The 21,384-nt window shown below is 53.1% G+C and carries 22 protein-coding genes; 10 read left to right on the forward strand and 12 right to left on the reverse strand.

Annotated features, from left to right (window positions below; translation table 11 throughout):
• Window positions 1–4 precede the first annotated feature (4 nt).
• From TRICHSKD4_RS03740 to TRICHSKD4_RS03760, 5 genes are all read right to left on the reverse strand, one after another.
• Window positions 5–439 carry a hypothetical protein gene (locus tag TRICHSKD4_RS03740; RefSeq protein ID WP_009466081.1) on the reverse strand — a complete coding sequence of 145 codons (435 nt, stop codon included), beginning with the start codon at window positions 437–439 and terminating at the stop codon, window positions 5–7.
• Between the two features lie 101 nt (window positions 440–540).
• Complete coding sequence (locus TRICHSKD4_RS03745; RefSeq protein ID WP_009466082.1) at window positions 541–1,008, reverse strand: hypothetical protein; 468 nt, start codon at window positions 1,006–1,008, stop codon at window positions 541–543.
• A 167-nt stretch (window positions 1,009–1,175) separates the two neighbouring features.
• A complete protein-coding gene (locus tag TRICHSKD4_RS03750; protein ID WP_009466083.1) occupies window positions 1,176–1,601 on the reverse strand; it encodes a hypothetical protein in 426 nt (141 codons plus the stop codon).
• Window positions 1,602–1,715: 114 nt separating this feature from the next.
• Window positions 1,716–2,222 carry a CinA family protein gene (locus TRICHSKD4_RS03755; protein ID WP_009466084.1) on the reverse strand — a complete coding sequence of 169 codons (507 nt, stop codon included), beginning with the start codon at window positions 2,220–2,222 and terminating at the stop codon, window positions 1,716–1,718.
• Between the two features lie 5 nt (window positions 2,223–2,227).
• On the reverse strand, window positions 2,228–3,475 hold the full coding sequence (locus tag TRICHSKD4_RS03760) for a bifunctional 2-C-methyl-D-erythritol 4-phosphate cytidylyltransferase/2-C-methyl-D-erythritol 2,4-cyclodiphosphate synthase (RefSeq protein ID WP_083782725.1): 1,248 nt from the start codon (window positions 3,473–3,475) through the stop codon (window positions 2,228–2,230).
• 238 nt (window positions 3,476–3,713) lie between these two features.
• On the opposite strand from TRICHSKD4_RS03760, the gene dusB reads away from it, so the two are divergent.
• The 9 genes from dusB (at window position 3,714) to hflX (ending at window position 15,256) form a co-directional block, all read left to right on the forward strand.
• Window positions 3,714–4,670, forward strand: coding sequence for a tRNA dihydrouridine synthase DusB (gene dusB / locus TRICHSKD4_RS03765; protein ID WP_050763337.1), 957 nt, complete (start codon window positions 3,714–3,716; stop codon window positions 4,668–4,670).
• Window positions 4,667–5,818: a nitrogen regulation protein NR(II) gene (locus TRICHSKD4_RS03770; protein WP_009466087.1), complete on the forward strand. Its 1,152-nt coding sequence runs from the start codon at window positions 4,667–4,669 to the stop codon at window positions 5,816–5,818. The genes dusB and TRICHSKD4_RS03770 overlap by 4 nt, the downstream gene beginning before the upstream one ends.
• A 1-nt stretch (window position 5,819) precedes the next feature.
• Complete coding sequence (gene ntrC, locus TRICHSKD4_RS03775; protein WP_009466088.1) at window positions 5,820–7,259, forward strand: nitrogen regulation protein NR(I); 1,440 nt, start codon at window positions 5,820–5,822, stop codon at window positions 7,257–7,259.
• 150 nt (window positions 7,260–7,409) lie between these two features.
• Window positions 7,410–9,650, forward strand: a complete 2,241-nt coding sequence (locus TRICHSKD4_RS03780; protein ID WP_009466089.1) for a PAS domain-containing sensor histidine kinase — start codon at window positions 7,410–7,412, stop codon at window positions 9,648–9,650.
• An 11-nt stretch (window positions 9,651–9,661) separates the two neighbouring features.
• Complete coding sequence (locus TRICHSKD4_RS03785; protein ID WP_009466090.1) at window positions 9,662–11,029, forward strand: sigma-54 dependent transcriptional regulator; 1,368 nt, start codon at window positions 9,662–9,664, stop codon at window positions 11,027–11,029.
• 68 nt (window positions 11,030–11,097) lie between these two features.
• Window positions 11,098–12,474 (forward strand): Trk system potassium transporter TrkA, encoded by a 1,377-nt coding sequence (trkA, locus tag TRICHSKD4_RS03790; protein ID WP_009466091.1) that lies wholly within the window; start codon window positions 11,098–11,100, stop codon window positions 12,472–12,474.
• A 52-nt stretch (window positions 12,475–12,526) separates the two neighbouring features.
• The gene (locus tag TRICHSKD4_RS03795) at window positions 12,527–13,390 is read left to right on the forward strand and encodes a D-amino-acid transaminase (protein WP_009466092.1); all 864 of its coding nucleotides are present in this window, start codon (window positions 12,527–12,529) and stop codon (window positions 13,388–13,390) included.
• A gap of 216 nt (window positions 13,391–13,606) precedes the next feature.
• Window positions 13,607–13,864 (forward strand): RNA chaperone Hfq, encoded by a 258-nt coding sequence (gene hfq, locus TRICHSKD4_RS03800; RefSeq protein ID WP_009466093.1) that lies wholly within the window; start codon window positions 13,607–13,609, stop codon window positions 13,862–13,864.
• Window positions 13,865–15,256 carry a GTPase HflX gene (gene hflX, locus TRICHSKD4_RS03805; RefSeq protein ID WP_009466094.1) on the forward strand — a complete coding sequence of 464 codons (1,392 nt, stop codon included), beginning with the start codon at window positions 13,865–13,867 and terminating at the stop codon, window positions 15,254–15,256.
• A gap of 83 nt (window positions 15,257–15,339) precedes the next feature.
• Here hflX and TRICHSKD4_RS03810 read toward each other — a convergent pair whose 3' ends face one another.
• Window positions 15,340–15,717: a VOC family protein gene (locus tag TRICHSKD4_RS03810; protein ID WP_009466095.1), complete on the reverse strand. Its 378-nt coding sequence runs from the start codon at window positions 15,715–15,717 to the stop codon at window positions 15,340–15,342.
• A gap of 85 nt (window positions 15,718–15,802) precedes the next feature.
• Here TRICHSKD4_RS03810 and TRICHSKD4_RS03815 point away from each other — a divergent pair, with 85 nt between their 5' ends.
• Complete coding sequence (locus TRICHSKD4_RS03815) at window positions 15,803–16,291, forward strand: winged helix-turn-helix transcriptional regulator (protein WP_208992988.1); 489 nt, start codon at window positions 15,803–15,805, stop codon at window positions 16,289–16,291.
• A gap of 15 nt (window positions 16,292–16,306) precedes the next feature.
• Here TRICHSKD4_RS03815 and mazG read toward each other — a convergent pair whose 3' ends face one another.
• The 6 genes from mazG to TRICHSKD4_RS03845 form a co-directional block, all read right to left on the reverse strand.
• Complete coding sequence (mazG, locus tag TRICHSKD4_RS03820; RefSeq protein ID WP_009466097.1) at window positions 16,307–17,131, reverse strand: nucleoside triphosphate pyrophosphohydrolase; 825 nt, start codon at window positions 17,129–17,131, stop codon at window positions 16,307–16,309.
• Window positions 17,132–17,212: 81 nt separating this feature from the next.
• Entirely contained in the window at window positions 17,213–17,761 is a 549-nt protein-coding gene (locus tag TRICHSKD4_RS03825) for a cupin domain-containing protein (protein ID WP_009466098.1), read from the reverse strand.
• 90 nt (window positions 17,762–17,851) lie between these two features.
• Window positions 17,852–19,003: an ABC transporter permease gene (locus tag TRICHSKD4_RS03830; RefSeq protein ID WP_009466099.1), complete on the reverse strand. Its 1,152-nt coding sequence runs from the start codon at window positions 19,001–19,003 to the stop codon at window positions 17,852–17,854.
• Window positions 19,000–19,923 carry an ABC transporter permease gene (locus TRICHSKD4_RS03835; RefSeq protein WP_009466100.1) on the reverse strand — a complete coding sequence of 308 codons (924 nt, stop codon included), beginning with the start codon at window positions 19,921–19,923 and terminating at the stop codon, window positions 19,000–19,002. The genes TRICHSKD4_RS03830 and TRICHSKD4_RS03835 overlap by 4 nt, the downstream gene beginning before the upstream one ends.
• Window positions 19,920–20,390, reverse strand: coding sequence for a GNAT family N-acetyltransferase (locus TRICHSKD4_RS03840; RefSeq protein ID WP_009466101.1), 471 nt, complete (start codon window positions 20,388–20,390; stop codon window positions 19,920–19,922). Before TRICHSKD4_RS03840 ends, TRICHSKD4_RS03835 begins: the two co-directional genes overlap by 4 nt.
• The gene (locus TRICHSKD4_RS03845; RefSeq protein WP_040616260.1) at window positions 20,374–21,156 is read right to left on the reverse strand and encodes an ABC transporter ATP-binding protein; all 783 of its coding nucleotides are present in this window, start codon (window positions 21,154–21,156) and stop codon (window positions 20,374–20,376) included. Before TRICHSKD4_RS03845 ends, TRICHSKD4_RS03840 begins: the two co-directional genes overlap by 17 nt.
• Window positions 21,157–21,384 lie beyond the last annotated feature (228 nt).

The following is a 21,384-nucleotide window of genomic DNA, read 5'->3' on the forward strand; positions in this document are numbered from 1 at the left end:
CTGCCTATTTGAAACCTTTGAAGGCTTCCCCAATCACGTTCAGGCGCGACCGTTTTGGACCTTCGATGGAGCCGCGTTTAAACTTTTCAGGCAACCGCTTCATGTTGGCGGCAACATATTGCCCCGCATTCCGGCATACGGTACGGCGACCATTTTCTGTTTCTTGAATGATGATCAATTGCCGACCCGCGGCAACTTCCTCTTCGCTCCATGCGACAGTCGTCCCGCGCATCCAGAACCTGATGTTGCAGAAGCTGGTTTTGTAATAACCGTCAAGTGGAACGGTAGACACTTCGTGTGAACCGTTGAATTTGCCGCTGCCGATGGAGGAGCGCATGTAATAATCACCGGTTTCCGCGATCGCGGACCCGATGCTGAGCGGTCCTAAAGCGCACACCAAAGTAACTGCGAATATGGATTTCAGCGATACGCGGCTCATGTTTTCCTCCAAGGGCTAGTTGTCTACCAAAAGAGTGCAGACGCAAACCAGCAGAGGAAGTATTCCCTAGCGGCAATTAAGATAGTTTTAAATATATAGATTCAACGCGCGTGAAATGAGGCTTTCGCCTCGGAATTTCCGAGTGATTTGAAAGATTGGCTGATCGCAGCGAACCGGTTGATGCGCTTGAACTCACGATCACTCAGTTGCAGCATTTCATTCGGGTCCATCGAAACCCCAATGTCTTCCAATTTTACATATTCTTCTGGCTTCGCGCAGATCGGCAGCCAGCCACGCCCCTTGTTGAATTCGATGTTGATGCTGCGTTGTTTTTCTTTTTCAACTTGTGTCCATGCAACGGTTTTGGCACGCACCCAATAGGTCTTTCCGCAGTAGGCAACCTCATAGAGGCCGCGGGAGTCTTCCTTGAAAAGTTTGTGGCTTCCGCGGAACTTCCCGTCATCACCGCGCGAGATTAGGTAGTAGTCCCCGACCCTTAGCCGTTCCTCACTTGCGAGTGCCGGTGACAGCATCAGGCAAGCTATCGTCATTACGATAAAACGGGTCATAGGGCTGGCTCGCATAAGGTTTGAAACAAAAGATCTGCGTATACCTAGCAGCCGAGTTTCTAGGAAGGCCTTAGCCTTAGCCGTAACTTTGATTAGAATTTTATATAAAGAAGACCTGCTAGAACTACAGAGCCAGACAGCCGAGTTGAGCTGCTTGGACCCGACCATCAATGTTGAAACGATTCCTTAATCGCGCCAAATCGGTTCTCCATACGGAACTGCTGATCAGCCTCTTGAGTGACTTCTTTTGAGTTTTTCTCGATGTCCAAATCTGAGAGTGAAACTTGTCCCGCAGGGTTATCACAAATGGGTCGGAAGCCTCGTCCTTGATGGCGCTCAACGCGAACGCTGCTGCCGTTTTCAGCTTCCCTTTGGGTCCAGACGACGGTGTAAGGCCGGAGCCAATATTTGTGTCCGCAATAGTGAACCGGATGCAGTCCTTCACCCGGGCGTTTGAAAATCTGGTGGCTCCCCAAAAAATCATGATGAGGAGTTCTCGACACAATATAGATTTCGGAATTTGGGGCAGCGATCGGGCTTCCAACAGAAATGGTCAGACAGGCGAAACTGACAGTAAGGGTTTTAAAAATCATCTCGGCACCAAGTTCATTGCCGTATGCATACTAGCCGGACTTTCTGTACAAAAAGCTACCAAACAAAAGGCGATTGCTTCAAATAAGTCAACAAAAACAATATAATAGGCAGAACTATCGACTTAGCAGAAGTTGCAGTGCATGAGCGGCAGTTACGCACCGGATCCCCGATCTCCCGGTGTCGGGAAATACGATCTTTTCAGTGCGCGTGGGGCTATTTGAAAGCGCGAACCCGAAGCAAACAGTTCCGACGGGTTTTGCAGCCGTGCCCCCGCCCGGTCCGGCAATGCCTGTGACAGAAACAGCAGCCGATGCATTTGAATGTTGAAGAGCGCCTAGAGCCATGGCTGCTGCAACTTCTTCACTGACAGCGCCATGATTGATCAAGTCTTGCTCGGAAACGCCAAGCATTTCCCTTTTCGCTTCATTGGAATAGGTGACAAAACCCCGGTCGACGACTGCAGAAGACCCCGCAATTTCAGTCAAAAGGCTGGCAATCAATCCACCTGTACAGGATTCAGCTGTTGCAACCATTTGGCCAGCGGCGCTGTAGCTTTCAATCACCTTTTGCGCCTGCGCAATCAGGCTCTCTAGGGTCGGTGCGGAAGCTGCTTTTGGCATCTGCTTCACTCATCGGTGTCATTAAAGGGAAGGCGGAGCGTCGCTGTGGCCAGACAAGCTATCCCTTCTTTGCGACCAGTAAAACCAAGTCGTTCCGACGTTGTAGCCTTCACCGAAACGCGTCCAATTGGCAGGCCGCAGATTTGGGCCACCGATTGACGCAGCGCGTCCCTATGATGTCCAATCTTCGGAGCTTCGCAAACCACTGTCACATCAACATGCGCTACACGACCGCCGCGCTTGCGGACCAGATTAAGGGCATGGACCAGGAATTGATCAGAAGCGGCACCTTTCCATTGCGGGTCGGAAGGTGGAAAATGGCTGCCAATATCGCCATCTGCCAGCCCCCCCAAAATGGCATCTGTAATTGCATGCAGCACCACATCGGCATCTGAATGGCCTTTAAGCTTCTGTGTGTGAGGGATGCTCACCCCACCCAAAATGACAGCTTCTCCATCTTCAAATGCGTGCACATCGTATCCCTGACCGACACGAATATCACCAAGGTCTGCCAGAGAGTTGGATTGTGAAAGTGGTTCGCTTGTCATTTGCTCGGCTTGTCTTTCTGCTTTTTGAAGATCGACAGGTGTGGTTATCTTGAAATTGTCCGGAGAACCTTCGCAAATTGAAATATCGGCTCCCTGCCATTCCGCCAATCCAATATCATCGGTAAAGGTGCGGGTGTCTTCACCATCAGCCAGTCTGTGCCATTGAAGAATGTCATTGAGCGGAAAAGACTGTGGGGTCTGCGCAGCCCAAAGGCCGGAACGATCAACCGTCTCAAGACCATTATCAGTCGCGCGCTTAATCGTGTCGACGACAGGAATTGCCGTTAGAACTGCTTTTGAGCCACTTTGCAAAAGATCCAGATTGCCAGAAATAATATCCTGAGACACAAAGGGACGCGCGCCATCGTGGATCAGCACATATTTCACTCCAAGGCCATTTAATGCCTCCAATCCACTTCGCACAGATTGCTGACGCGTATCACCACCGATGATCGGGCCTTGGCACTTGTCCCGATGGCTGGATGGTAACTCCTGAAGGCTGGCCTGAAATAACTCATGATCATCCTCGCCGATGACGGCCGCGATCTCATCGATATCTGGGTGACGCGCCAGTGCATTCAGTGTATGGGACAACACGCTTGCGGAGCCAATATGCCGATATTGTTTGGGCAAATCATCAGGTGATGAAGACAGACGCGTGCCTTGACCTGCTGCCACCACAAGAGCCGCTACCCGATCTGTCATGAAACTCTCCGAACCTTTGGTCCGTGTGGTTCTGGCAAATGGACCGGGGGAGTGCAACTGGCGTGTTGCCTTCACACAGGTTTCCGCTTGCTGAATGATCAAAAATGTCCAATATATAGGCATGAAGTAAATGTGCGCAAAAAAAGAGCAATCAATGACGCAGGCCGCGGAAGAAAACAGACGCAGCGAAGTACGTATCGGTCGACACATCCTTGATGTGCCGGCGGTGCTCGCGCCCATGTCTGGTGTGACTGACTTACCGTTCCGGCGCTTTGCGGCGAGGTACGGCGCCGGGATGGTCGTCAGTGAAATGGTCGCCAGCGAATCCTTTGTCAAAGGCGACGCAGAAACTCAAATGCGCGCAGAGGCTCAGAACAACGGGCTTCACGTTGTTCAGCTTGCGGGTCGCGAGGCTCGTTGGATGGGCGAGGCGGCCAAAACGATCGCGGACCTTGGGGCAGATATCATCGATATCAATATGGGATGCCCTGCAAAGAAGGTCACCAGTGGGTATTCCGGCTCCGCCTTGATGCGTGACCTTGATCATGCCCTGACATTGATTGAGGCGACTGTTGAGGCTGTGGATGTCCCGGTAACGCTAAAAATGCGCCTTGGCTGGGATCATGACAGTATCAACGCCCCTGAACTCGCGCGCCGTGCCGAAAATGCGGGGATCCAGCTGATCACAGTTCACGGGCGCACACGCAATCAGTTTTACAAAGGGACCGCTGATTGGTCGGCGATCGCCGCGGTAAAACAGGAAATTTCAGTTCCTCTGATCGCAAATGGCGATTGTCAGAGCTATGACGATGCCAGCGAGATGTTGGCGCGCTCTGGTGCTGATGCCGTCATGATTGGCAGGGGCGCATACGGGAGGCCTTGGCTCCCGGGTCACATCGGGACCTATTTGAAATCCGGAATTAGAACGCCGCAACCCGATGCCAACGAATTCGCAGATCTGGCGCGCGAACATTATGATGCACTGCTCATTCACTATGGAGAGCGGGCCGGCAATCGCATTGCACGTAAACATCTTGGCTGGTATTTCGATCTAGCAGCCACGCCAGACAATCTCCCATCCGAACTTAAGCGCAAAATCATGACTGCGGACGACACCGCCTTTGTGCAATCGGCACTGCGAGATTGGACACCAGATGACAATCCGGACATTCCAGAAGAAAGGGCTGTTGCGTGAGCCTTGTGGATACAGACGCCCAACGCGCTGAAACCCTGACCAGCGATGGACCAACCATCTTGGATGCGCTGCCACATCCGGTGTTGCTGGTTGCGCCCGACGGGGTCATTGAGTCGGCTAATATGGCTGCCGAGATATTCATGCGCAGCAGTGTTTCTGTCTTGCGCCGTCACCCCATCAGCGCGTTCATCCCCTTTGGAAGCCCGCTTTTGACTCTTATTGAGCAGGTTCGTGAGCGCGGGGCGCCTGTCAACGAATACAAGGTGGATATAGGCTCTCCGCGTATTGGGAGCCCAAAGATCGTCGACATCAACGCGTCCCCGGTTGCTCAACGTCCAGGTGCTGTTGTCCTGATGTTTCAGGAACGCACAATGGCAGAGAAAATCGACCGCCAACTAACGTCTAGGGGGGCGGCACGAACTGTCACGGGGCTGGCAGCCATGCTGGCCCACGAGATCAAGAATCCTTTGTCCGGCATTCGAGGTGCAGCGCAACTTCTTGAACAATCTGTCGAGGAAGAAGACCGGGCCTTGACCCAGCTGATCACCGACGAAACCGATAGGATCGTAAAACTCGTTGATCGGATGGAAGTGTTTTCAGATGAACGTCCGATTGAGCGCGAACCGGTCAACATTCATATCGTGCTCGATCATGTGAAACGCTTGGCTGAAAACGGGTTCGCACGTCATCTGAAGATCACCGAAGAATATGACCCGTCCTTGCCGGACATGTACGCGAACAAGGATCAATTGATCCAGGTGTTCCTGAACCTCCTGAAGAATGCCAGCGAGGCGATTGGTGATCGGCATGATGGTGAAATCAAAATGCGTACATCGTTCCGGCCCGGTGTCCGGCTGTCTGTGCCAGGTACCGACAATCGTGTGACGTTGCCGCTTGAATTTTGCATTGAAGACAATGGCCCCGGCGTGCCTGAAGACCTTGTCTCTCACATGTTTGAACCGTTTATCACCACCAAGACAAACGGATCCGGTCTCGGATTGGCGCTGGTGGCTAAAATTATTGGTGACCATGGCGGCGTTATTGAATGTGACAGCAAGCCAAGAGACACCGTGTTCCGCATCCTGATGCCGGCCTACTCGGATGCCGCATCAGAGAATTCCGCCCAGCCATCTCCACGAGGTCTGTAACATGCCAACAGGTACCATTCTTGTTGCCGATGATGATGCTGCGATCCGCACCGTCTTGAACCAGGCTTTATCCCGCGCTGGCTACACGGTTCGGGTGACCTCCAATGCCACCACATTGTGGCGATGGGTGAGTTCTGGTGACGGTGATCTCGTCATTACGGATGTGGTTATGCCCGACGAGAACATCTTTGACGTTCTGCCACGAATGAAGAAGGCACGTCCCGATCTCCCAATCCTTGTCATGAGTGCACAAAACACTTTCATGACCGCCATCAAGGCCTCTGAAAAAGGCGCATATGATTATCTACCAAAGCCTTTTGATCTGAAAGAAATGATCAATATCGTTGGGCGCGCTTTGGAAGAGCCGAAGGCGTCTCGGCCTCACGTGGCCGAAGACCTTGGTGAGCATATGCCGCTTGTTGGCCGCTCACCAGCCATGCAGGAGATCTATCGCGTTCTCGCTCGTCTCATGCAAACCGACTTGACTGTGATGATCAACGGGGAGTCGGGAACCGGCAAGGAATTGGTTGCGCGGGCGCTCCATGACTATGGCAAGCGTCGAAACGGTCCATTTGTTGCCATCAACATGGCCGCAATCCCGAAAGACCTCATTGAGGCAGAACTTTTCGGACACGAGAAAGGGGCGTTTACAGGTGCACAACATCGCTCCACTGGCCGCTTTGAACAAGCAGAAGGAGGGACTCTCTTTCTTGACGAAATTGGCGACATGCCAATGGAGGCTCAAACGCGGCTTTTACGGGTACTGCAACAGGGAGAGTATACGACCGTTGGTGGTCGGACACCTCTGAAAACCGATGTTCGGATTGTGGCGGCAACCAACAAAGACCTCAGACATCTGATCAATCAAGGGCTGTTCCGGGAAGACCTCTATTTCCGTTTGAATGTTGTCCCAATTCGCCTCCCACCTCTGAGAGAACGCGTTGACGATATTCCTGACCTTGTGCGTCACTTCTTTTCACTGGCAGAGCAAGAAGGGCTACCACCAAAGCAGATTGATCAGGCGGCCTTGGCGCTGCTTAGGCGGTATCGTTGGCCCGGGAATATTCGCGAACTTGAGAATCTCATCAGGCGTTTGGCAGCTCTTTATCCGCAAGACGTCATTGGAGAGGCATTGCTCGAGCATGAGCTCAGCCAACCGGAGTTTAGCGAAACGGTAGATGACCTCGGGCAAGTGACCGATTTGCGCGGGGCTGTCGAGCGATATCTTGGAGGCTATTTTGCCAATTTTGGCGAAGCTTTGCCCCCACCAGGCCTCTATCATCGGATTTTACGGGACGTTGAACACCCGCTCATCAGTGCTGCATTAACGGCTACACGCGGGAATCAGATCAAGGCTGCTGAACTGCTGGGCGTGAACCGGAATACGCTTCGAAAGAAAATCCGTGATCTGGATGTACAGGTGATGCGCACATCAAAGTAGGTGGACTTGGCTGAGGGCTAGAGGCGAGTCTGCCCGTAAAAGTCATCAACAGCCTTAGTGGTTTAAAAAGTCCCAATGTCGTAATTTCGCAACATTGTGTGATATGTCTGCCTCAGTTGCGTTCGGGATCAATGGCAAGATGAAAGCAGAATGATTTTAGAAACGCCCCAAAGCGCAGTTTTCAAACAAGTGAACAGCGGTCGGGCAGCAAGGCGCATCGGTCTTGCGGTCATGGTTCTCGCACTATTGGCGATTGGGGTGACGTTCGCCATTTTGATGGGTTTGACCCCGATTGCGCCAACGCAACAAGTTATTTGGATAGCTATGGCCGTCAATGGCGGCCTTGCTTTATTGCTCGTCCTCGCAATCGGCTGGGAGATCGGCAAGCTGATCTCTGCACGGCGTAAGGGCAGGGCGGCAGCACGCCTCCATGTACGAATTGTTACGCTGTTCAGCGTGGTGGCTGCTATTCCAGCCGTATTGATGGCAATCTTGGCAGCGGTCACACTTGATCAGGGATTGGATCGCTGGTTTGAAGACCGGACACGTAACATCATCGATAACGCGTTGACTGTTGCAAATGCTTACTTGAACGAGCACGGCAGTGTCCTGCGGGCTGATTTGATTGCAATGGCGAACGACGTCGATCGCTCCAAGTCGATCTATGAATTCGAACCCACGCGTTTCGACAGCTTCTTCCGGGCACAAACTCAGATCCGTGGCATGTTAGGAGCGTACATCATCAACTCCGGTGGGGAAGTAATCACACGCGTCGTGACAGATCCGCGGGCCAACATCCTAATTCCTCCAAAATGGAGTATTGCTCAGGCTCGGTCAGGCGATCCGATCATGATTGCACCAGGCCGATCCAACCTTGTTGGCGGGATCATGAAACTCAACGCGTTTGATGATTTCTTTCTTTACACGACGCGCGTTATCGACCCCAGAGTGATCGAATACATGAACCTCGCGCAGGCAGGTGCTTCCGAATACGCAGAACTCGAGAAAAGTCGTTTTGGCGTACAGGTCGCATTTGCGCTTGTCTATCTTGGTGTTGCGCTTGTTTTGTTGCTTTCTTCGATCTGGATCGGGTTCGGTTTTGCCAACCGCCTTGTGTCACCCATCCGAAATTTGATCTCCGCAGCTGACGCGGTTTCCAAGGGCAATCTGGATGTAAAGGTCGAAACCTCGAGAGCATCTGGAGACCTTGCCAATCTTGGAGACACGTTCAACAAGATGACGGGCCAGCTGCTTGGGCAACGGGATGCCCTTATGGCCGCCAACGAACAGATTGATCGGCGGCGGCGGTTCAACGAGGCTGTTCTGTCCGGCGTCTCAACAGGCGTAATTGGCATCGATGATGAGGGATCTATTCGTCTTGCCAATCGTTCAGCGGAAAACCTCCTCGAAAATGCTGAAGTGGCGATCCTGAACAAACCCTTGGTTGAAGTCGTACCCGAGTTGACCGAGCTTATTTCAGAAGTTGTCACGACTGGTGAAAGCCGAGCGCATGAAAAACAGATTTCGATCAAGCGGGGTGGTCGGACCCGAACCTTCAATGTCCGTATCACAAGCGAAAAATCGACGCGGCAAGAACATGGGCACGTAGTCACGATAGATGACATCACCGATTTGGTCTCGGCACAAAGAAACTCGGCGTGGGCAGATGTCGCCCGTCGTATTGCTCATGAGATCAAGAACCCTTTGACCCCAATTCAACTGTCTGCTGAGCGCATTCGCAGACGATACGGTAAGAAGATTGAAGAAGACCGGACTGTTTTCGATCAGTGTATCGACACGATCATCCGACAAGTGGGCGACATTGGGCAGATGGTGGACGAATTTTCGTCGTTTGCCCGCATGCGAAAACCGACAAAGGTGAAATCCGATTTGCGTAACGCCGTTCGTGAGGCTGCGTTTATGCAAACAGTCGCAAATCCGGATATCTCGATTACAACACAGTTCCCGGACGAAGATGTTGAGGCCACATTTGATCCCCGCCTACTTGGCCAAGCGCTGACCAATGTTATCAAGAACGCAACCGAGGCCGTGTCAGCGCGGGAGGGAAAGGACCTTCAAGACGGCAAGATCAGCGTCACGCTTGCCAAACGCGACGACGGAATTCTTGTTATTGACGTCATCGACAACGGCATAGGTCTGCCGGATGAACACCGCCACCGATTGCTGGAGCCGTATATGACAACACGGGAAAAGGGCACCGGTCTCGGCCTCGCAATCGTTCGCAAGATCATGGAAGACCATGGCGGCGGAATTGAACTGATGGACGCCCTGGCAGTCGAAAACAAGCAAACCGGCACGATGGTGCGTCTCACTTTGGCAGCAAAGCCCGCCGAAGAGCCGGAAAACGAACAGAACACTGAAACTGAGTAAGCTGACACCCTATGGCACATGACATTCTAGTCGTTGATGACGAAGCAGATATTCGCGACATGATCGCCGGCATCCTGGATGACGAGGGATTTGAAACGCGAACAGCTAGCAACTCCGACACCGCCATTGAGGCAATTAAGTCCCGGCGACCGTCACTGGTGGTTCTCGATATCTGGCTACAGGGCAGCCGGTTGGACGGACTAGCCCTTTTGGACGTCATTAAAGAGACCGATGCGGACCTACCCGTGGTGATTATTTCCGGCCACGGAAATGTCGAAACCGCTGTCTCTGCTATCAAGCGTGGCGCTTATGACTATATCGAGAAACCGTTCAAGGCGGACCGGTTGATCCATATCACCGAGCGCGCGCTGGAAGCCTCCAGCCTGAAACGTGAAATTCGGGACCTGAAACAAAGAAGTGTCGATACGTTTGATATTATCGGCAATTCGAGCGCGACCCAGCAACTGCGCCAGACCATTCAGAAAATCGCGGGAACCAACAGCCGCATTTTGATTACAGGCCCGTCTGGTACGGGCAAAGAACTCAGCGCACGAATGATCCACCACACCTCGCCGCGCGCGGCCAGCCCGTTTGTTGTGCTGAATGCTGCAACAATCACGCCGGAACGGATGGAAGAAGAGCTATTCGGCATAGAGGAGAGTGACGGGTCTTTAAAGAAGGTCGGAGCCCTTGAAGAGGCCCACGGTGGGACACTCTATCTTGATGAAATTGCGGATATGCCAAGCGAAACGCAAGGCAAGATCCTCCGTGTTCTGGTCGATCAAAGCTTTACCCGAGTTGGTGGAAATACAAGAGTTCAGGTGGATATCCGGATCCTTTCGTCAACATCCAGAAATCTGGAAAGCAATATTGCATCAGGGACTTTCAGACAAGACCTCTACCATCGTTTGAGCGTGGTGCCTTTACGTGTTCCGGGCTTGTCTGAGCGTCGCGAAGATATTCCGGTCTTGGTCAAACACTTCATGGAACAAATTTCGACCGCGTCCGGCATACCACTGCGTCCAATCGCGGACGATGCCATGGCTGTGCTGCAAACTCATGATTGGCCGGGCAACGTTCGTCAGCTGCGCAACAATGTGGAACGCTTGCTTATCCTGTCCCGCGGCGAACCAGATAGCATCATTACCGCGGACCTTCTCCCTGCCGAAGTGGGGTCAACGATCCCTAACCTGCCCTCAAATGGAGGGGGCGAGCAGTTGATGTCCATGCCTCTGCGCGAAGCGCGCGAAATGTTTGAACGCGACTATTTACAAGCCCAGATCAAACGGTTTGATAGCAATATTTCCCGAACGGCTGAATTCGTCGGGATGGAAAGGTCCGCCCTTCATCGGAAGCTGAAATCCCTCGGTCTGTCTTGACCTTGTGTCTGCAACCCGTCATCCATTGTGAAAAGTATCGCAGCTAGAATGCGCAAAGGACATTTTCAATGAAAGTCGTGATTTGCGGAGCGGGCCAGGTTGGGTACGGCATCGCGGAACGATTGGCTGCCGAGGAAAATGACGTCTCCGTAATTGATTCCTCGCCACATCTTATTCAAGCGATTGGCGATCAACTGGATGTTCGAGGCTTCGTAGGGCACGGCGCGCACCCGGATGTTCTGGCTCAGGCCGGGGCAGAAGAAGCAGACATGATTGTCGCTGTCACGCTCTATGACGAAGTGAACATGGTGGCGTGTCAGGTTGCCCATTCTCTGTTCAATGTCCCAACCAAAGTTGCTCGTATTCGCGCGCAGAGTTACCTGCAGGGGCGGTGGCAAAACCTGTTTTCGCGCGAAAACATGCCGATTGATGTCATCATTTCGCCGGAAGTGGAAGTCGGTGAAATGGTCCTCCGCCGCCTCGCGCTTCCAGGTGCTGTGGAAACTGTCCGCTTTGCTGATGATCAGGTTGTTGTTGTTGGCATCATGTGTGAAGAAGACTGCCCAGTCGTCGATACACCGCTACGCCAATTGACAGAACTCTTTCCCGATCTCGGGTCCGTCGTGGTTGGCATTCACCGAAACAACAATCTATTTGTGCCCAAGAGCACTGATTCCATTCTTGAGGGTGACCTTGCCTATGTTGTTGCCCGGCGGGATCAAGTGCGTCGAACGCTTGGGATTTTTGGTCATGAAGAACCGGAAGCCAGCCGTGTTGTGATTGCTGGCGGTGGCAACATTGGTCTTTACGTGGCGCGTGCGCTGGAAAAACGGCAGCAAAACACCAAGATCAAACTGCTCGAAGCCTCTCGAGAGCGGGCGGTTTCTATCGCCGACGAACTGCGTCGCACCGTCATTTTGCACGGCAGTGCTCTGGATCAGAAAATTCTCGAAGAAGCCGATGTAGGAGACGCGGACACATTGGTTGCTCTCACCAATGAAGACGAGGTCAACATTCTGACGGCAGTAATGGCGAAGAAGCTCGGTTGCCGCAGAAATCTCTCGCTTTTGAACAATCCGAGCTACCCGGCTTTTGCCAACGCGCTTGGTATTGACGCCTTCATCAATCCGCGAGCTGTCACCATTTCCCGAATTCTGCAGCACGTGCGGCGCGGGCGTATTCGCGGGGTTCATTCCCTGCAAAATGGCGCGGCTGAAATCGTGGAAGCAGAAGCGCTGGATACGTCCCCACTGGTAGGGCGCCCGTTGCGGGAAATCGACTTGCCATCCGGCATTCGGGTCGGGGCCGTTTTCAGAAATGGCGAGGTTTTGACACCCAATGGCGATTTACAGATCCAGCCGCAAGATCGGATTGTTATTTTTGCTATTGCCAATCGGGTGCGACAGGTGGAACAAATGTTCCGGGTAAGCCTTGATTTCTTCTAGGCCAATGACCTGATGTTTAACGACAAATCCGCCGTTTAACGGGAGACATTGAATGAGCAGAATAGCCTATGTGAATGGACAATATGTGCCGCATAAGGATGCTGCTGTTCACATTGAAGATCGGGGCTATCAGTTCGCCGACGGTGTCTATGAAGTGTGCGAGGTATGGGATCGTAAAATCGTAGACATGCCCCGTCATATGGACCGATTAGGTCATTCCTTGTCAGAGCTGAAGATTGCCTGGCCCATGGCACGCAAGGCAGTGGAGTTCGTCCTGCTTGAAACAATCCGCCGCAATAAGGTGACTGACGGGCTGGTGTACATTCAGGTTACGCGCGGTGTTGCGCGGCGTGATCACTTTTTCCCGTCAAACGATGTCATGCCATCGATTGTCGTGACCGCCCGTAACACTTCCCGGTCCGCGTCTGACCGACAAGCGGAAACAGGTATCTCTGTGGTTAGCTACCCTGAAAACCGCTGGCCACGGGTCGATATCAAAACGGTTGCGCTGCTTCCAAACGTGCTGGCAAAACAAAACGCCAAGGAGAACGGCGGCAAGGAAGCTTGGTATGTTGACGCAGATGGCTATGTTACCGAGGGCGGCTCAACCAACGCGTGGATAGTAACTAAGGACGGCGTTCTCGTCACACGACCGGCAGAATCGGGCATTTTGCGAGGAATCACACGTGCAGTGGTACTGGATTTGGTCGAACGTGAAGGACTGAAGTTTGAAGAACGGGCGTTTTCACTGGAAGAAGCGCTTGTTGCCCGAGAGGCATTTGTGACGGCAGCATCGACACTTGTGATGCCTGTAGTTAAAATAGATCATGCGATTATTGGCAATGGACATCCCGGATCAATTGCAACCGCATTGCGCGATCGATTCCATACTGCTACTGATTTGCAGGTGGTTTGACCGAACCGGGCCAGCGTTGGGGCGAATGACGCTGTTGTCATACAAAGATGGTCATAATTGTCCATATGTGCGCTTGACCATATGGACAATTACGCAAGGCGCACGGAAAGTGGGCTAGCTGGGGGAGGGGAAAACTGAACTATCCTTCCATGGCAGCGAAAAGGATTGAAACTTCGGGTGCCCGGCCGCACTCGGGACAAACAGGATAAAAAACAGATGGCTGAGCGCGCGCAAAACCTGCAAGACACCTTTCTCAATCACGTTCGCAAACAAAAAGTACCCCTCACAATTTTCCTCATAAACGGCGTAAAGCTGCAGGGTGTTGTTACTTGGTTTGATAACTTTTGTGTTCTCCTGCGCCGTGACGGACACTCGCAATTGGTTTATAAGCACGCCATATCTACCATTATGCCAAATGGTCCGGTTCAGTTGTTCGAACCGGCGGAAGAAAACCCTGAAAAGGCGGGAAGCTGATTGAAACCGAAGTCTCGCGAAGAAGACATCTCGAAAGTTAAGGACGCAGACCATCATCAGGCCGAAAAAGGCGGAATTGATCGGCGTCCACAACCTTACACAGCCATCATTCTTGAGCCTGTCCTTGCCACGCGATCAAGCGGTGAGGATGGTGAATTGCGTGGAAATCGTAGTCCGGAAGCGCGGCTTGAAGAAGCCGTTGGTCTGAGCGCAGCGATCAACCTGCAAATCGCCATGTCCGGCATTGTGAAGGTCAACAATCCCAAACCTGCGACGCTGTTCGGAGAAGGCAAGGTTTCGGAACTTACTGGCATCGTCGCCGCGCAGGAAGCGGACTTGGTCGTTATTGACCATCCGCTGACACCTATCCAACAGAGAAACCTCGAGAAACACCTGAAGACCAAGGTGATTGACCGAACGGGTCTGATCCTTGAGATCTTTGGTGATCGCGCCCGGACCAAAGAGGGCAAGTTGCAGGTCGATCTTGCCCATCTAACCTGGCAAAAAAGCCGTTTGGTGCGATCTTGGACCCACCTTGAGCGTCAGCGGGGCGGCACCGGTTTTATGGGCGGTCCCGGGGAAACCCAAATTGAATCTGACCGCCGACAGATTCAGGATCGGATCACAGCTCTTCAAAAGCAGTTGGAGCAAGTCCGGCGCACCCGTGATCTCCATCGCAAAAAACGCAAGAAGATCCCGCAGCCCGTTGTTGCCTTGGTCGGTTACACCAACGCCGGAAAGTCAACGCTATTCAATCGGATGACGGAAAGCAATGTGTTTGCAAAGGATTTGCTCTTTGCAACGCTTGATCCGACCCTGCGCAAGATCCGGTTGCCCCATGGCCGAGAGATCATATTGTCAGACACGGTTGGATTTATTTCCGATCTGCCGACCCATCTGGTCGCCGCCTTCCGCGCCACGCTGGAAGAAGTGCTTGAAGCCGACTTAATCCTTCATGTGCGCGATATCAGCCATCCTGACTCTGAAGCGCAGTGCGAAGATGTCAAGAAGACGCTGGTCGACCTTGGTGTGGACGGCAGTCACGCAGCCCCAGTGATCGAGGTCTGGAACAAGATCGACGCTCTGGACCCTGCCTATAGAGAGAAGCTTCTAGAGGATGCTGCAGAAGAAGGGCCAGTTTCCCTATCGGCTTTGACAGGGGAAGGGGTAACAAGTCTCTATGGTCGCATTGATGCATTTATGGCGCAGCATGACGATCTCTTCACCGTCAAATTACCCGTATTCGAAGGGGCGCTGCTGGCCCAGCTCTATCAGCTCTCAGAAGTGATGGAGCGGGAGGATGGAGAAGAGTTCATCACGGCTGAAGTACGTGTGACAGACAAACAACGCGGACCGTTCCGTGACACCTTTGCGACCTATTTGTCTGAGTAAATAAAAGAACATAAAAGAAATTGAGGAGCGCCATGAATCCATGGTCGCTCCTTTGTCTTTTTTAAATGCGTTGCCAGATATGTTCAGGGAGTGCGGGTCAAATCCTGCGCCAACATCAAAGCGTTGCGATCAGGATCATAAAAAGTCGCGAGACTAACCATTCCGTCGACCGTCACGGTCTCTCCATCAAACTCAACGCCCGCGCCTTCTAGGGCTGATCTTGCTTCAGAAATGTCAGAAACGCCAAAAACCGGAACGCTGTTACCCGGATTGGGTTCTGATTGCTCGCCCAAGCCCAAAGTGACACCCGGTGTTTTTGTCTGGAGTTCACTCCATCCTGCTTCATCAATGTGATGAACCAGTTCAAACCCGAGTTTCTCCAAATACCAAGCCGCGCTTGCGTGCCGATCACGCACCGAAATAGCCAACGTGATTGTGTCGTCCAACGAAACCAATGTCATGCCACTTTCCTTCATAGTCAAAATATAGTAACTATACTTTATGGACATAAATTTGCTTGTCAAGCTCACATCCAGAGCCTGGTCATTGAATATTCTTGCACTGCTGCACCGTGGTACACCGGGGCGTCAAGCATCGCTGTTGGCTGCGACAAACGCCGGCAGAACTGCATTTGCTGCCAGTCTGGATCATTTGATTGAACTGGGGGTAGTTGAGAAAAACCCGGGCCACGGGCATCCGCTTCGGCCGGAGTTCCGCCTAACCGAACAAGGGGTAGTCATAGGGCAGATCGCACACAGGATCGTTTCAATTGTTCCGAGTGATCAGGAATTTGCGCTGCTCCGACGCAGCTGGACTGTTCCGGTTTTGGCGCTCACAGGGGCTCCTCAAAGGTTTTCAGATCTCAGAATGAAACTTCTACCAATCACGGATCGCGCGTTGTCAGGAACACTGCAGAAACTGGAACACCAAGACTGGATCCGGCGAGAGGTGATCACGACCGCCCGCACGCCTTTTCCAGTTTATAATGCGATAAATCGCGGTCAGGACATTGCCCGTGTGATCAACGGCCCCTGAGCGATTTCACCGCCATCAGGTTTTTTTGGCAGCCTGCCAAGCCGCCTCCATTTCATCAAGGCTCATGGCGGTTAGTGTCGTGCCCACCTTATCAGCTTGATCTTCTATGGCAGCAAACCGGCTGCGGAATTTCCGGTTGGTTTTGCGCAAGGCCTTTTCGGGATCTATATCGAGGTGCCGCGCGAGATTGGCGAGCGCAAAGAGCGTATCGCCCAACTCATCTTCGATGCGGGCCTTGTCCGGCTCGGTGGCGGACAATTCTTCCTCCAACTCATCCGCTTCCTCACGGATTTTTGCCAGAACCAAACGCGGGTCGTTCCAGTCAAACCCGACCTTGGACGCCTTGCGCTGAAGTTTATCCGCCTCCTGAAGGGCAGGGAAGGCAGTTGGCACCTCATCCAGAAAGCGTCGCGTTTCTTCCGTTGTCAGGCCTAATTCTTCGCGCCGGGCGCGGCGTTCAGCCTTTTCTTCGGCCTTGATCTTCTCCCACATGCCCTTGGCCATGCCGGAAGAACGGGCTTTCTCGTCGCCAAAGACATGCGGGTGCCGACGGATCATCTTGCGCGTGATGCCGTCCACCACATCACCAAAATCAAAAGAGCTTTCTTCTTCTGCCATTCGCGCGTGGTAGACGACCTGAAGAAGCAAGTCGCCAAGTTCTTCCCGCAGATCGTCATTATCGCCTTTGTGGATCGCGTCAGCGACCTCATAAGCCTCTTCCAGCGTATAGGGAATAATGGATGCAAAATCCTGCTCCAGATCCCACGGGCACCCGGTTCCCGGTGTGCGAAGAGCTGCCATGATTTCGACAAGGCGGGATACATCACGGCTGGGTTTCATGAAAGGACCTGCTATTGGCACGATGGAAAATCATCGTGCCTTCCTAGCTGAAATCGGTATGGGATGCCAACAGGGCTGTGCTTACTGGATCGCCGGTTTATTCTCGCCTGGTGCTTGTTCCAGAACAGTTGGCTTGCCACCGTCACCGAGCAAATAAACCGCAAGCACTTTTGCAGGAGCATCCCCCGTATTGGCTCCCTGCTGGGTAACCTTCATGGCCTGCAAAATTCCGTCGCCCTCGCGGAAAATCTTTTTGCCAATACCGTCATAGGTCACGGTCACTTCACCTTCCAAAACATACGCAAAATGCGGCGCATGGTGCTGGTGCCAAGCCGTTTTCTCACCAGGCGAAAGGGTGACAACAAAAGACTGGACGGATGCGCTATCCTTGGGAAAGGCCAGTTTCTCGCCAGCAACGGTCTCGCTGCCGGAAAATACCTCTTCGACAGTTTCGTATGGCGTCACGGCCGCCTTGAGCGCATCTTCTGCAGCCTGAGAACCGGGTTTGGCATGTGGAGAGGCAGGAGCCGGTTTGTTGTCCGGCGTCAGAGACTTGTCTGCAGCAAAGGTAGATGTTGCGACCAAACTAACAACAGCCGCCGCGCAAAAAGTTTTCAAAAACTTCGCCATGATCCGAATCCTAGAGTGTGAACCTTGGCGCACACTCTACCGGAGCTTTGGCAAAACCGTGGCATGTTTTTGAAAGTCTCTTGAAGCCGATCACATTTTCGCGCGCATGGATGGATGCCAAAAGGTGACAGCCCGCTCCAGCAAGGCAACGAACCCGTAAAACAGCGAACCAGCCAAAGCCGCCACGGCGATCTCTGCCCAGACCATATCTACGTTCATTCGGCCCACTTCTGTTGAAATCCGAAAGCCCATGCCGACAATTGGCGTTCCGAAGAATTCCGCAACGATGGCCCCGATTAACGCAAGAGTTGAGTTGATTTTCAGCGCGTTAAAAATAAACGGCATCGCCATTGGAAGCCGAAGCTTGAACAGGGTTTGCCAATAATTCGAGGCATAGGTGCGCATTAGGTCGCGCTGCATGGCATCAGTTTCTGCCAGCCCGGACACGGTGTTCACCAGCATTGGAAAGAAGGTCATGATGATGACAACAGCCGCCTTGGACGGCCAGTCAAACCCGAACCACATGACCATGATCGGTGCCACGCCGATAATTGGCAGGGCTGACACAAGATTTCCGATCGGCAAAAGCCCACGGCGCAAAAACGGCACACGGTCAACTAAAATGGCCACGACAAATGCCGAACCACAGCCAATGGCATAACCTATGAGCACTGCTTTCAAGAATGTCTGCTGAAAATCCGCCCAAAGGGTTGGAACGGAGGTGGTTAGACGAATCCAGATTTCCGAAGGGGCTGGCAGGAGAACCCTGGGAACACCCGCGCCCGTCACGCCCAGTTCCCAAAGAATGAGAAATGTGGCCCCAAAAAGGACCGGGATCGCCAGATTGACTAGACGGGCCAGCGTCGGATTGGGCAATGACCATGCCGCAAGCCGTTCCACAAACAGCCAAAACGACAACCATAGCGCAACTACAAGCGCCCAAAAGCCCGTCGTTGCATCTCCCGGATAAGAATGAGCGACAGCAATCAACAACCAGGCAGATGTGACGCTGACGATACCGAGCGCGATGTCACCGGCCATATTATGCGCAAACCCAAGGCTATACCGCACACCCAAAATGGCCAGAAACCCGAACTGGATGGCCAATGATGGCGTGTTGAACACATAGCGGTCCGGAAGAAAGGCCGTGGTGGCCAACGCAACAACCACACACAAGATGACGCCCGCTGCCAAAAGAGAGGCCGTATCAAAACGGACACGGCGGTCAGATAATGAACTCATTGCGCCATCCCCATTTTCTTCAAGACAACCTTTTCCATGACGCCGATCAACGCAACCAGGGCACCGGCCAAAAATGCCGCCATGAGAAGTGCTGACCAAATTTGTACTGTCTGGCCATAGTAAGACCCGGCAAGCAACCGCGCCCCAAGACCCGCGACAGCGCCCGTTGGGAGTTCGCCGACAATGGCCCCTACCAAGGATGCGGCCATACCGATCTTCATGGAGGTGAAGAGATACGGCACAGCATAGGGCAGGCGGAGTTTCCAGAAAGTCTGCCACCGGGTCGCCGAATAGGTGTGCATCAAGTCCATGTGAATGACTTCAGGCGACCTCAGCCCCTTAACCATGCCCACCGTGACGGGGAAAAACGATAGATAGGTTGAAATCATCGCCTTTGGCAAAAGGCCCGAAATACCAACCGCGTTCAAGACCACGATAATCATGGGCGCGATGGCAAGGATAGGTATGGTTTGAGAGGATATCACCCAAGGCATCATGGATTTGTCGAGCACGCGGCTATGCACGATCCCAACCGCCAGTAAAATGCCCAGTGTCGTCCCGATCAGAAAGCCGAGCAGCGTTGATGAGAGGGTGATCCCGGTGTGATAGACCAGAGACCGCTTGGAGGTCACCTTCTTCTCAACGGTCGTCTTCCAGATTTCTTGCGCCACCTGATGGGGGGCGGGCAGAACCGGACGCTCTTGCGCCAGCGTGTCCGTCACCAGCTGGGAAACCGGTACGTCACCACGGTTTGCCCTTTCATACATTTCCTTCTGAAATGGCGTGTTGAGAATAACCGCAGAGATGTACCAGATCGCCAGGATCGCACAGACGACAACAATCACGGGACCCGTGGTGCCGGACATGAGGCCGGCGAAGGGGTTGGTGGAGCGAGGTGAGGCGAGGGCGGTGTTGATCATGCTGGAGCCTCCGCTTCCGGCCAAGAATAAAAGATGTCCGGTAGACCTTCTTCATTGTCACCATTCGTTCGCCGAACTTCCTTGAAGCCTTCGCGCTCATATAACTTTTGCGCACGCATATTTTCTGCAAATGTCCAAAGTGACAGACCTGAAGGGCTAGCCATCTTGGCTTCATCCAGAAGCGTCTTGCCGACGCCTCTGCCTCTGGCTTCTGGTGACACATACACCGCCGTTACAAAGTTCTCAGTGCTGGACAGAAACCCCTGAATGCCGGAAGCGTCTTCTGTCACCCAAACCATTTGATTGGGCCCGACAGTATTTTGGTAATAGGAGATTACATTGTCTCGGGTGTGCACCCGAGGCATCCATGGCGTAGCGTCAACCCAATCGTTGAAGATCTTGGCGCAAGCGGGCATGTCACCCAGCTGGACTTTTCTAAAATCTGCCCGCTCAGTCATCATACGCATGTCCCGCTTTCAACCCTTCGCGGACGCGGTGGGCGATTTCGAGGAATTCTGAGGTTTCGCGGATATCCAGACTGCGGTCTCGGGGTAGGTTGCTTTCAATGACGTCATAGATCCGACCCGGGCGAGGGCAAAGCACCACGATCTTGCTGGAGAGGAATACTGCTTCGGGAATGGAGTGGGTGACGAACACAACAGTTTTGTTGGTCTTGGCCCACAACTGCAAAAGCTGTTCGTTGAGATGATCGCGCACGATTTCATCGAGAGCGCCGAAGGGTTCGTCCATCAAGAGAAGATCGGGTTCCACCGCCAAGGCGCGGGCAATGGAGGCGCGTTGCTGCATGCCACCTGAAAGCTGCCACGGGTACTTTTTTTCAAAACCGGAGAGATTGACGAGATCAAGGTTTTTCGAAATGCGCTGTTGTTGCTCACTGGCAGGAAGCCCCATGATTTCCAGCGGCAGGGCAACGTTTTTGGCAATGGTTCGCCACGGGTAGAGCGCGGCTGCTTGAAACACATAGCCATAGGCCCGATTGAGCCGCGCTTGATGCGGGGAAACTCCATTGACGGTGATGGAGCCGCCGGTCGGTTGTTCAAGGTCGGCGATCACACGCAAGAGCGTGGTTTTTCCGCACCCCGACGGGCCAATGAAGGAAACAAAGTCACCTTCCTCAATCGTCAGATCAATCTCGGAGAGCGCATGAACCGGACCGTCATTGGTCTGAAATGTCAGAGACAGGTTTTTGGCTTCCACCACATTGTTAGTCATTTTTGTCCCGCCATCCCCATCACGTGGAAGAAGTCTTTCCATTGTTTCAGCCATGTCTACCTGCAAGGTTCAATCTCCATCGTCCGATTAATCCCTGAGCGCCTTGGCCTTATCCGATACTGCGCTTCAAGCAACCGCTCTCGATTCTTGTGCGTTCTCGCGAATGACGATTTCGTATTAGTCACCACGTTTACACTATCGCTGCCCTAGCGGTGGCCGGCCGCCGGT

Origin of the sequence: Roseibium sp. TrichSKD4, assembly GCF_000148725.1 — a bacterium.
GTDB lineage: Bacteria > Pseudomonadota > Alphaproteobacteria > Rhizobiales > Stappiaceae > Roseibium.